The organism is Marinobacter sp. MMG032 (genome assembly GCF_040112695.1).
GTDB lineage: Bacteria > Pseudomonadota > Gammaproteobacteria > Pseudomonadales > Oleiphilaceae > Marinobacter > Marinobacter salsuginis.
This window is the reverse complement of the sequence record NZ_CP157802.1, coordinates 2,300,858-2,312,346: the sequence shown is the minus strand read 5'-3', so window position 1 is coordinate 2,312,346 and position 11,489 is coordinate 2,300,858. Positions and strand designations below refer to the sequence as shown.

At 60.1% G+C, this 11,489-nt stretch carries 10 protein-coding genes and 1 tRNA gene; 3 read left to right on the top strand and 8 right to left on the bottom strand.

The annotated features are described in order from the left end of the window. Positions 1-72 precede the first annotated feature (72 nt). The 8 genes from ABNF92_RS10705 to def form a co-directional block, all read right to left on the bottom strand. Positions 73-149: transfer RNA gene (locus ABNF92_RS10705), tRNA-Pro, on the bottom strand. Positions 150-184: 35 nt separating this feature from the next. Next, entirely contained in the window at positions 185-742 is a 558-nt protein-coding gene (gene gmhB, locus ABNF92_RS10700; protein WP_349342120.1) for a D-glycero-beta-D-manno-heptose 1,7-bisphosphate 7-phosphatase, read from the bottom strand. A gap of 28 nt (positions 743-770) precedes the next feature. Further along, positions 771-2,852, bottom strand: coding sequence for a glycine--tRNA ligase subunit beta (gene glyS, locus ABNF92_RS10695; RefSeq protein WP_349342119.1), 2,082 nt, complete (start codon positions 2,850-2,852; stop codon positions 771-773). 2 nt (positions 2,853-2,854) lie between these two features. Then, positions 2,855-3,880: a glycine--tRNA ligase subunit alpha gene (gene glyQ / locus ABNF92_RS10690; RefSeq protein WP_069182439.1), complete on the bottom strand. Its 1,026-nt coding sequence runs from the start codon at positions 3,878-3,880 to the stop codon at positions 2,855-2,857. 104 nt (positions 3,881-3,984) lie between these two features. Continuing rightward, positions 3,985-5,388 (bottom strand): Trk system potassium transporter TrkA, encoded by a 1,404-nt coding sequence (trkA, locus tag ABNF92_RS10685; protein WP_069182440.1) that lies wholly within the window; start codon positions 5,386-5,388, stop codon positions 3,985-3,987. Continuing rightward, the gene (gene rsmB, locus ABNF92_RS10680) at positions 5,385-6,686 is read right to left on the bottom strand and encodes a 16S rRNA (cytosine(967)-C(5))-methyltransferase RsmB (protein ID WP_069182441.1); all 1,302 of its coding nucleotides are present in this window, start codon (positions 6,684-6,686) and stop codon (positions 5,385-5,387) included. Before rsmB ends, trkA begins: the two co-directional genes overlap by 4 nt. A 1-nt stretch (position 6,687) precedes the next feature. Continuing rightward, the gene (fmt, locus tag ABNF92_RS10675) at positions 6,688-7,623 is read right to left on the bottom strand and encodes a methionyl-tRNA formyltransferase (protein WP_069182442.1); all 936 of its coding nucleotides are present in this window, start codon (positions 7,621-7,623) and stop codon (positions 6,688-6,690) included. A 95-nt stretch (positions 7,624-7,718) separates the two neighbouring features. After that, entirely contained in the window at positions 7,719-8,222 is a 504-nt protein-coding gene (def, locus tag ABNF92_RS10670) for a peptide deformylase (protein ID WP_069182443.1), read from the bottom strand. A gap of 418 nt (positions 8,223-8,640) precedes the next feature. On the opposite strand from def, the gene ABNF92_RS10665 reads away from it, so the two are divergent. From ABNF92_RS10665 to ABNF92_RS10655, 3 genes are all read left to right on the top strand, one after another. Then, on the top strand, positions 8,641-9,657 hold the full coding sequence (locus ABNF92_RS10665) for a LysM peptidoglycan-binding domain-containing protein (RefSeq protein WP_069182444.1): 1,017 nt from the start codon (positions 8,641-8,643) through the stop codon (positions 9,655-9,657). A 71-nt stretch (positions 9,658-9,728) separates the two neighbouring features. Further along, a complete protein-coding gene (dprA, locus tag ABNF92_RS10660; RefSeq protein WP_349342118.1) occupies positions 9,729-10,871 on the top strand; it encodes a DNA-processing protein DprA in 1,143 nt (380 codons plus the stop codon). Between the two features lie 43 nt (positions 10,872-10,914). Further along, positions 10,915-11,487, top strand: coding sequence for an L-threonylcarbamoyladenylate synthase (locus tag ABNF92_RS10655; RefSeq protein ID WP_069182446.1), 573 nt, complete (start codon positions 10,915-10,917; stop codon positions 11,485-11,487). The last annotated feature ends 2 nt before the right edge of the window (positions 11,488-11,489 follow it).

The window sequence follows — 11,489 nt, the reverse complement described above, 5'->3', positions numbered from 1 at the left end:
AGATGCGTCGTCATCGCTGTGGTTCGTTGAAGCTTCAAACAGGAGATAAACAGGAGAGAGAACGCGGGAAAATGGTCGGCGTGGCAGGATTCGAACCTGCGACCCCTTCGTCCCGAACGAAGTGCGCTACCAAGCTGCGCCACACGCCGATCAACGGCCGGTATTATACGGATTCGCTTTGGTTTTACCAGCCCTCGGCGGACAAAAGGGCATCCGTAAATTTGCTGAGATTATCGTAGATACTGACATCGGCGCCCTGTATGGGCCTGGCGTCCAAGTGGCGTTCGGTTTCCTTGCCATTGCCGGTTCGTACCAGTACCGGGTGGCAACCTTCGGCGTGCCCCGCTTCGAGGTCTTTTCGGCTGTCACCCACCATGATGGCCCCTTGGAGGCTGGTCAGCCGGAAGTGCTGTCGAATCTGTTCCAGCAGGCCGGTCAGCGGTTTGCGGCAGCCACACTGATCGTCGGGATGGTGGGGACAAAAGGCAATGAAATCGATGCAACCGCCCTGGGCTTCCACCAGCTGCTCCAGCTTTTCATGCATGGCATCCAGCTCGTCGGTGTCGTAATAGCCTCGACCGATGCCGGACTGATTAGTGGCGATGGCAATCCGGTGGCCGGCATGACAGAGCCGGGCCACCGCTTCTATGCTGCCGGGAATGGGATGCCATTCATCCGCCGAGCAGATGTAATTGCCATCGTATTCATTGATGACCCCATCCCGATCCAGAATGATCAGCATCGCTGTGTGCGCGCCCCTTCGTCCGGCCTCAACCTGCTGTGGGCAGCAGGGAGATATCCGCAACGCGCAGGAACAGGTTCCGCAGCCGGTTCAGCAAGGCCAGACGGTTGTTCCGGATGGCCTCATCGTCGGCCATCACCATCACCTCGTCAAAGAAGCTGTCCACCGATTCCCGCAGGCTGGCCAGGGAGCTCAGGGCACTGGCGTAATCGCCGTTCTCGAACAGCGGCAGGACCTTGGCGGACTGCTGGTCGACCTGCTCGGCCAATGCCTTTTCCGCGCTGTCCTGCAGCAAACTGGCGTCGACGGTTTCTCCGATGCTGTCACCACCCTGCTTGGTCAGGATGTTTGAAACTCGCTTGTTGGCGCCGGCCAAAGCCTGCGCTTCAGGCAGCTGGCGGAAGGCTTCCACCGCCTTAACTCGGCGGTCGAAATCCAGCGGGCGAGTCGGACGGCGGGCGTGAACGGCCAGGTAAACCTCGGCACCAATGCCCTGCTCGTCGTAATGGGCGCGGAAACGCTCCAGCATGTAGTTGACAACCGTGCTCGCGGTATTCTGCTCAGTCAGCACAGTGAAGTTCTCTTCCGCCCACTCGCAGCAGGTCTGCAGGTCCAGCGGCAGCTCACGCTCAATGATGATCCGCAGCACACCCAGGGATGCCCGGCGCAGGGCAAACGGATCCCGGGTACCGGACGGTGGCTGGTTGATGCCGAACAGACCCACCAGAGAGTCCAGCCGATCGGCAATGGCGATGGCACAGCCGGTGAGGGTAGTCGGCAGGTCGTCGCCGGCGAAACGGGGCATGTACTGTTCGTTCAGTGCCTTGGCCACGTCTTCCGGCTCGCCATCGTTGGCAGCGTAGTACTGGCCCATGATGCCCTGCAGATCGGTGAACTCCAGGACCATTTCGGTGACCAGGTCGGTCTTGGCCAGCATGGCGGCGCGCTCTGCCAGGGCCGGATCACTGCCGATGGCGTCGGCAATTTTCCTGGCCAGGGCCGAGACGCGCACGGACTTGTCGTAGATGCTGCCCAGCTTTTCCTGGAACACGATGGGCTTGAGGGCATCGATGCGATCCTCGAGCTTTGTCTTCCGGTCGGTTTCATAGAAGAAGGCGGCGTCGGAAAGACGGGGCCGGATCACTTTCTCGTTACCTGAGATCACCTGGGACGGATCCTTGCTCTCGATGTTGGCAACGGTAATGAACAGCGGCAGCATTTCCCCGTCGGCGGCCACCACGTGGAAGTACTTCTGGTGTTCCTTCATGGAAGAAATCAGCGCTTCTGCCGGTACCTCGAGGAAACGCTCCTCGAAGCGGCCCATCAAAGGCACAGGCCACTCGTTCAGTGCGGTGACTTCGTCCAGCAGGTCTTCATCAATGACCGCTTTGCCACCAGCTTCCTTTTCGGCCAGTTCGGTCACGCCGGCACGGATCTGTTCCCGACGCTCCGCGAAGTCAGCGATCACATAGCCTTCCTGTTTGAGAACGACTTCGTAATCATTCGGCGTGGGCACGATCAGGGATTTCGGGCAGTGGAAGCGATGGCCGCGGGTTTTGTTGCCCGGGTTCAGCCCCATGATCGGCGTTTCAATCACCTTGTTGCCAAACAGCATGACGACCCAGTGCACCGGGCGAACGAACTCGGTGCGGTGGGCGCCCCAGCGCATGCGCTTGGGAATCGGCAGGCTGGCCAGGGATTGCTCCACCAGTTCCGGCATCAGTTCCACGGTGGGCTTGCCCTGCTCGACCGTGCGGTAGACCACCCAGGCACCCTTATCGGTTTCCAGGGTGTCGAGCTGATCCGGGGTGACGCCCAGGGAGGTGGCAAAGCCGGTCAGCGCGCGGGTCGGGTTGCCTGCATCGTCGAATGCCGCCTTGACGGCAGGACCACGCTTTTCAACCGACTTGTCCTGTTGGGAATCGGCCAGATCCCGGATGCGCACGGCCAGACGGCGCGGAGCGGCAAAACTTTCAACCGTTGCGAATTCGACGCCTGCTTCTTCCAGACCCCGGGCAATGCCCTGGGTGAAGGCATCAGAAAGCGGCTTGAGGGCCTTGGGGGGCAGCTCTTCGGTGCCCAGTTCGACCAGAAAATCCTGTGTAGCCATGGTTATGCGTTCCCCTGTTCCTGCTGTGCCTTCTTCGCTTTTTTGCCCTTCTTGCTTTTCGCCTTGTCGTCGGCGGCGTCAGCAGCGGCGAGGACTTCCTTACGCAGCGCCTCGGGGGCGAGCGGGAAGCCGAGCGAGCGACGGCTGTCGAAGTAGGCCTGGGCAACGGCTCGAGCAAGGGTGCGAACCCGAAGGATGAAACGCTGACGCTCGGTCACCGAGATGGCGTGGCGGGCGTCCAGCAGGTTGAAGGTGTGGGAGGCTTTGAGTACCTGCTCGTAGGCTGGCAGTGCCAGGCCCGCTTCAATCAGGCGAGCGCTTTCCCGCTCGTGAACATCGAAGCTGTGGAACAGGAACTCGGTGTCGGCGTGCTCGAAGTTGTAGGTGGACATCTCCACTTCCTGCTGGTGGAACACGTCACCGTAGGTGACCACACCGTCAGGGCCTTCCGTCCAGACCAGATCGTATACGCTGTCCACACCCTGCAGGTACATGGCGATGCGCTCCAGCCCGTAGGTCAGCTCGCCGGTAACCGGGAAGCACTCCAGGCCGCCAACCTGCTGGAAGTAGGTAAACTGGGTGACTTCCATACCGTTCAGCCAGATTTCCCAGCCCAGGCCCCAGGCGCCCAGTGTCGGGGACTCCCAGTTGTCTTCCACAAACCGGATGTCGTGCACCAGCGGGTCCAGGCCCAGGGCACGGAGGGAATCCAGATACAGCTCCTGAATGTTGTCCGGCGATGGCTTCAGAACCACCTGGAACTGGTAATAGTGCTGCAGGCGGTTGGGGTTCTCACCGTAACGGCCGTCGGTGGGGCGGCGGCTGGGCTGTACATAGGCAGCGTTCCAGGTTTCCGGCCCGATGGCACGCAGGAAGGTGGCCGGGTGGAAGGTGCCGGCACCCACTTCCATGTCCAGGGGCTGAAGAACCACGCAGCCGTGCTGCGCCCAGAAATTCTGCAGAGCCAGGATCAGGCCCTGGAAGGTCCCGATATCCGGAGTAGTCTGTTTTGTTGCCTTGTCTGTCACGACGGTTGCCTGCTGATCAGTCTGTGTGTGGCGCCCCGGTTATCCTTCGGGACGCTCTGAAAAAGAAAGGCGCATTATACGCGTGCTGGCTGTGTATTTCTAAGTCAGAAGAAGGTGAGCCCAACCTGGAACAGTTTTTCTACATCGCGGATGCGGGTTTTATCGACCAGGAACAGGATAACGTGGTCATCCGGCTGTATCCGGAGGTGATCGTGGGCGATCAGAACTTCGTTGCGACGGACAATGGCACCGATGGTCGTGCCTTCCGGCAGGTTGATTTCATCCAGCCGTTTGCCCACCACCTTGGACGATCGATGGTCGCCGTGGGCAATTGCTTCGATCGCCTCGGCAGCGCCCCTGCGCAGTGAGTGAACGTTTACCACGTCGCCCCGGCGTACGTGGGTCAGTAGACTGCCGATGGTGGTTTGCTGGGGCGAGATGGCCACGTCGATGTCGCCACCCTGGATCAAGTCCACGTAGTCAGGGTTGTTGATCAGGGTCAGTACCTTGCGGGCACCGAGGCGCTTGGCCAGAAGTGACGCCATGATGTTGGCTTCATCGTCGTTGGTCACCGCACAGAATACATCGGTGTTTTCGATGTTCTCTTCCAGCAGGATGTCCTTGTTGGCGGCGTTGCCTTCGAGCACCACGGTCTTGCGCAGGTTTTCTGAAAGCATCACACAGCGCTCGTGGTCCCGTTCCAGCAGCTTGACCTGGTAACGGCTTTCCAGGGTGTTGGCCAGGCGCTGGCCAATGTTGCCACCGCCGCAGATAAAGATGCGCTTGTAGGGTTTTACCAGCGGCTGGAGCTCACTCATTACAGACTTGATGTGGTCGGCCGCAGCAATGAAGAACACCTCATCGCCGTCCTCAATTACCGTGTTTCCTTCGGGCATGATTGCCCGGTCTTTCCGGAAAATTGCCGCCACCCGGGTATCGATCTTGGGCATGTGTGTGCGCAGGTAAGACAGCTCATGGCCCACCAGTGGCCCGCCCTTCGTGGCACGGATGGCCACCAGACGGGTCAGCCCCTTGGAGAACTCAAGCACCTGTAAGGCGCCGGGGTTTTCGATCAGCCGGGTAATGTGCTTGGTCACCAGGTGCTCGGGGCTGATCAGAACGTCGATCGGGAAGCCGCGGAGACTGTCCAGATCCTTGGTCTGGTCACGCTGGTAAAACAGCTCCGATTTTGCCAGGTAGGCGTTGGCCCGCACCCGGCAGATGGTAGTCGGTGTCTTGTAGAGAAGCTTGCTGACCTGGCACGCCACCATGTTGGTCTCGTCGCTGTTGGTCACTGCGATGAGCATGTCGGCATCTTCGGCCCCGGCCTGGCGCAGTGACGTCGGATAGGACGCCGCACCCTGGACCGTGCGGATATCAAGCCGGTCCTGCAGCTCCCGCAACCGGGCACTGTCGGAGTCGATGATGGTGATGTCGTTGGCTTCGTTGGCAAGGTTTTCGGCGAGTGTTCCGCCGACCTGGCCGGCCCCGAGAATCAGGATTTTCATGGTTCGGGTTTCTCCAGCACGGCATAGAAGAAGCCGTCATGGCTGTCCGGATCGGGGAGCAGTTGCCGCCCCGCACCCATATCGCGCCCCCACTGAGCCTCTGGCTCAACAAGGATGGCATCGGTCTGCTGCTTGCAGAACCGCTGAATTATACGGTGGTTTTCCTGGGGGAACACCGAACAGGTGGCATACACCAGCCGGCCTCCGGGTTTCAGGATAGCCCACATCGCGTCCAGTAACCCGAGCTGTATAGCAGCAAGGGGAGTAATGTCCGATTCACGGCGTAATAACTTGATATCGGGATGACGGCGAATCACGCCGCTGGCGCTGCAGGGCACGTCCAGCAGAATGCGATCGAATGCCTCGCCGTCCCACCATTGGTCGGTGGCCGCGGCATCGGCCTGTTTCAGAGTGGCGTCCAGATCCAGGCGATCCAGATTCTCCTGGACCCGGGGCAGGCGTTCCGCGGATTCATCTATGGCGACCACTTCTGCCAGTTCGCCACAACTTTCCAGGGTTGCGCAGGTTTTACCCCCAGGCGCGGCGCAGGCATCCAGAACTCTCTGGCCCGGGGCCAGATCCAGCAGTGTGGTGCACAGCTGCGCCGCTTCATCCTGCACGCTCACGGCGCCGTCAGCGAACCAGGGTAGTTGGTCGACAGGCACAGGATGGGCCAATTGAATGCCGTGGGGTGCGAAACGGGTCGGGCTCGCCTCAATGCCAGCCTCTTTCAGCAGGCCGAGATACTCGTCACGGGAAAAACGCAACGCGTTCACCCTTAATGTCATGGGCGCCTGGGCATTGTTGGCGTTCAGAATCTGCTGCCAGTCTTCCGGCCAGTTATGGCGGAGTTTTTCCACCATCCAGACGGGGTGACTGAAACGGGCAGAATCGTCTGCTGGCTCGGGTGCGCCTTCCCGTTCCGCGGCCCTGAGTACCCCGTTCACCAGGCCGGTCAGGTGCGGTTTGTCCAGGGCCCGGCAGGCTTCGACGGTTTCATTGAGTATGGCGTAGGTGGCCTGTTGGCTGAAGCGTAACTGGAACAGGGCCACCAGCATCAGGTGATGGACGACGCGGTCCGGTTTGCGCAGGGGCTTTTTCAGCCGGCCATTGAGTTCGCCCTCCAGTCGGTGAAACCAGCGGCACGTACCATAACAAAGCGCCTGGAGTTCGGGGCGTTCGTTGGCGGGCAGGCGGTTCAGGGCTGGCGGAAGGCACTGGGACAGGGATTGGCCGTTTTCCACGGCCAGCATCACGCCTGCGGCGATGGCGCGCATGGGTTGTTGTCGGTCCCCCATGTCAGCGCAGCTCCTGGCCGGGCATCAGCAGTTCTTTGCCGCCGTTGATCAGGTCATTCACGCTCTGGGCGCGGGAGCCTGGCAGTTGCAGGCGGGTGATGCGCAGGGTGCCGTTGCCGCAGGCAATATCGATCCCGTCCCGATCCCTATGCACCACGGTGCCGGGAAACGCGTCGCTGTCTGTCACAAGGGCCCTGGCTTCGTGAATGCGGATCCGTTGATCGCCCAGATCGGTGTAGGTTCCGGGCCAGGGGTTGAAAGCGCGAACCAGCCGTTCAATGGCTGTGGCGTCCGTGGCCCAGTCAATATGGCCCTCGGTTTTGCTCAGTTTGCTGGCGTAGCAGGCGAGGTCGTCGTTCTGCGGTTCCCCGGTAAGTTCCCCTTTCTTTAAAAGCTCCAGGGCCTTGATGATGGCCTTGCCACCAAGCTCCGCGAGACGGTCGTGCAGGCTGCCCCCGGTGTCGCTCGTATCGATAGCGGTCAGGGATTTCAACAGCATGGCCCCGGTATCCAGGCCTTCGTCCATCTGCATGATGGTGATGCCGGTTTCCGCATCGCCCGCGGCTATGGCCCTTTGGATGGGAGCGGCACCGCGCCAGCGCGGCAGCAGCGAGGCGTGGATGTTCAGGCAGCCGTGGGTGGGAATGTCGAGCACCGCCTTTGGCAGGATCAGGCCGTAGGCGGCGACGATCATCACGTCCGGCTTCAGGTCGGCCAACTGCTTCTGCGCTTCGGCTGTTTTCAGTGTTTCGGGCTGGAAGACCGGGATCTCATGGTCCAGCGCCACCTGCTTGACCGGGCTGGGCTGCAGCTTCCGGCCACGGCCGGCGGGACGGTCCGGCTGGGAATAAACGCCAACGATGGTGTGGCCGGCGGCAATCAAGGCTTTGAGCGCGGTTGCCGCGAAATCCGGGGTGCCAGCAAAAACAAGTCGCACGGTGTTGTGATCTCTGTTTCGTTGTAATACGAAAAGACCGGGTCATGACCCGGTCCGGAAGATAGTGTCTGGTTATTCGCTCGCCTGCAGCCTGATCAGGCGCTCTTCTTGTGCTGCTTCTCCAGCTTCTTGCGAATCCGGTTACGCTTTAGCGAGCTGAGGTAGTCAACGAACAGCTTCCCGTTCAGGTGATCCATCTCATGCTGGATGCAGACTGCGAGCAGACCTTTCGCCTCCAGTTCAAACGGTTTGCCGTCCCTGTCCAGCGCCCGGATCATACAGTGTTCAATCCGTTCGACATCTTCGTAGAATCCCGGAACCGACAGGCAGCCCTCCTGCATGGCCTCTTTCTCGCCATCCAGCACGGTTACCTCCGGATTGATAAACACCCGCGGCTCGCTCTTGTCCTCCGACAGATCCATGACAATGATCTGTTTATGAACGTTGACCTGAGTCGCCGCCAGGCCAATACCGGGCGCATCGTACATGGTCTCGAACATGTCGTCGATCAGCTTGCGGTCAGCGTCCGTGACCTCTTCTACCGGCTTGGCAATGGTGCGCAGACGGGGATCCGGGTATTCGAGAATCTCTAGTATCATAGGTCGATCTTTTGCCTGTATGTCGGGATGCCCCCAGTTTACAGGGCGGCACCCCTCATGACTTTGCTGCTGTTTGTAACAATGTGAAACCGATCTTCGAAATGCGACAGCGTACTGCGCAAATTTCCGCCCTGCCTCTACTATTATCGGGGCAAGGCCTCAGCTTTCAACGGCTGGAAGGGTTATCAGCGCCAATAAGCGTATTATCCAACAATTCGTCGATTGAGTACAAACTGATCAGTTAATAGTTAAAATCTTTCAGCGGCGGGATAGAATTTACTGGAAGAACAAAAGATAACATCACAATTTGCGAGACTTCTTCTATAGTAACTGGAATAACAACGTAATAAGCTGCAGGTAACTGACTGCATCCCAACAGAATGCAAAGAATCAAGGCACGCGATCAAGGACTTACACAATGAGGAAACTGCTGTACGCTCTGGCAGCAACTACGCTGCTTATAACCTCCTGGGCCCATGCTGCACCGGAGCTGCGGTCCGATCATCCCGAGCGTTACACCGTTGTGAAGGGTGACACCCTCTGGGACATCTCGGCCCGTTTTCTGAATAATCCCTGGTACTGGCCGGAAATATGGCATGTGAACCCGCAGGTCGCCAACCCTCACCTTATTTATCCTGGTGATCGCCTTGCCCTGGTTTACATCGACGGCAAACCCCGAATTACCAAGGTGGCCAGCAGCGATGTGGTGAAGCTGTCGCCGAAGGTTCGGTCCGAGCCCATCGACACGCCGATCCCGGCTATCCCGCTGGATGCCATTGGCAGCTTCCTCACCGACACCCGTATTGTCAGCCCGGAAGAAATCAATGGCGCCCCTTACGTTCTGGAAGGGGAAGATGGCCGGATTATTACCGGTGCCGGCGACAAACTCTATGCCCGTGGCGAGAAGCCTGCGGACAAAGTGGGTATCTTCCGCCGCAGCAAGGAGTTCCGCGACCCGGAAACTGGCGAATTCCTTGGTCTGGAGGCCCGGAGTATTGCCCGTGGTGACGTGGCCCGGGAAAACGGCGACGTGCTGACCGTAAACCTGACCAGCTCCAGCGAAGAAGTTCGCATTGGTGACCGGCTGATGGTGAGCGAAGACCGTCGTCTGACCACCAGCTTTGTGCCCAGCGCTCCTGACCAGGATGTGGAAGGACAGATGATCTCCGTCGACGGCGGTGTGAGCCAGATCGGTCAGTTCGATGTGGTGGCCATCAACCGAGGTACCCGCGAAGGGCTGGAAGCGGGCAACGTGATGGCCGTGCTGAAAAGCGGCAATCTGGTTCGCGATCCGGTAACCGGAGAAACCATCGAACTGCCCTCCGAGCGTGCCGGGCTGCTGATGGTGTTCCAGGCCTACGAAAAGATGAGCTACGGTTTGGTGCTTCAGGCCACCCGTGCTTTGACGGTGGGTGACAAGGTTACCAACCCCTGATTGACTGATTACCGACAGATGCAACGGCCGGACCAGGAAGGTCCGGCCTCGCTTTTTCCAAGGACGATGCCGTGTTTTCCTCTGCCACAGCCCAATGGCTGTTTCTGACATGCCTGCCAGACGTTGGCCGTGCCCGTCGGCGTGAACTGCTGACAGAATTTCCTGACCTGCCCCGACTCCTTTCAATGAATGCCGCCACCTTGCGGGCCATGGGCATGACTGCAGACGCCACGGCGGCAATCCAGGCCTGGCAAAAGCAGGATGATGCCCATCCGGCGGTACGTGAGGTCCGGGCGATCAGGGACAATTGCTGCAAGCATGGCATCGGGATTCTGACCTGGCCGGATCCCGACTACCCGGAGCAGCTTCGGCATATTCACGATGCGCCCCTGGTGTTGTATACCCTCGGTGATACGGGGCTTATGGCCCGGGACCAGATCGGCATAATCGGCAGCCGGAAGGCCACGCCGGCCGGCCTGGACCATGCCCGACGGTTTGCTGCGGAACTCAGTTCCCGGGAGTTACTGGTGACCAGTGGTCTGGCGCTTGGTGTTGATGGTGCTGCCCACGCCGGTGCGCTCGATGCCGGGTTTCCGACCATCGCGGTGGTTGGTCGCGGCCTCGACCGCATCTACCCCCATCAGCATCGACGGCTTGGTGAGCGGGTCATTCAGCATGGTCTGATGATTTCTGAGTATCCCCCCGGTACGCCGGCACGAGCCGCCCACTTTCCCCAGCGCAACCGTATTATCAGCGGCCTGAGCCGGGGCGTGCTGGTTGTGGAGGCGGGTCTGCGCAGTGGCTCCCTGATTACTGCGCGAATGGCGTTGGAACAGGGGCGTGAAGTTTTCGCTATTCCCGGGTCGGTGCACAGTCCGGTTGCCCGGGGCTGTCATCACTTGATCAAACAGGGTGCTCGACTGGTTGAGACGGTGGACGACATTCTCGAAGAATTGGGTGCCTGGTGGTCTCCGCCGCTTAAGGCCGGCCCTGACTCGGCGCCAGAGCCAAAGCCGCAGGGCAAAGGACTCCTGGCCGGATTGGACAGCCGGGAAATCGCGGTATTTGAGGCTTTAGGGTATGATCCACAATCAACCGATGCACTGAGTTCAGCGACCGGTCTTCCCGCCGACCAGCTCATGCAGTCCCTATTGCTTCTCGAGTTGCAGGGGCTCATCAGTTCGGCCCCGGGGGGCTATCAGAAAGTCGCGTGAAACCGGTGTGAACATCTACCCTGATCAACCCTGACAGAGGCGCATGCCCGATTCCCATCCCCTTTCTGACTGGCAACTGCATTGTGCCCGCCGCACGATTTTCAGTGGCGGTGTTATCGCCTATCCCACCGAGGCTGTCTGGGGCCTGGGTTGTGATCCCTGGGATCAGGAGGCGGTGGAGCGGATTCTGGAGCTGAAGCAGCGCCCGGTTGAGAAAGGCGTGATTCTGGTGGCTTCGTCTGTCGACCAGATCCGCTTCCTTCTGGAGCCCCTGTCTCAGGCGCTTCAAGACGAGGCAGAGCGCTACTGGCCGGGACCTGTGACCTGCCTCCTGCCCGATGTCGAGCGGCAGATCCCGGAATGGGTGCGCGGGAAGCACACCTCCATCGCGGTGCGGGTCAGCGAGCACCCCGTGGTGGGCGCCCTGTGTAAGGCGGCGGGAATGCCCCTGGTTTCCACCTCCTGCAACCCGGCAGGGCGCCAGCCGGCCCGGCATATCTGGCAAGTCCGGCGCTATTTCGGCGATCAGCTTGACTGGATCGTGCCCGGCGCATTGGGCGGTAATCGCAAACCCAGCCGTATTATTGATATTGTCAGCGGTCAGCAACTTCGTTAGGA

Excerpts from the sequence above, each read along its gene's own strand:
- gmhB (WP_349342120.1), bottom strand. The coding sequence starts at position 742 with ATGCTGATCATTCTGGATCGGGATGGGGTCATCAATGAATACGATGGC.
- glyS (WP_349342119.1), bottom strand. The coding sequence starts at position 2,852 with ATGGCTACACAGGATTTTCTGGTCGAACTGGGCACCGAAGAGCTGCCC.
- trkA (WP_069182440.1), bottom strand. The coding sequence starts at position 5,388 with ATGAAAATCCTGATTCTCGGGGCCGGCCAGGTCGGCGGAACACTCGCC.
- rsmB (WP_069182441.1), bottom strand. The coding sequence starts at position 6,686 with ATGGGGGACCGACAACAACCCATGCGCGCCATCGCCGCAGGCGTGATG.
- def (WP_069182443.1), bottom strand. The coding sequence starts at position 8,222 with ATGATACTAGAGATTCTCGAATACCCGGATCCCCGTCTGCGCACCATT.
- ABNF92_RS10665 (WP_069182444.1), top strand. The coding sequence starts at position 8,641 with ATGAGGAAACTGCTGTACGCTCTGGCAGCAACTACGCTGCTTATAACC.
- ABNF92_RS10655 (WP_069182446.1), top strand. The coding sequence starts at position 10,915 with ATGCCCGATTCCCATCCCCTTTCTGACTGGCAACTGCATTGTGCCCGC.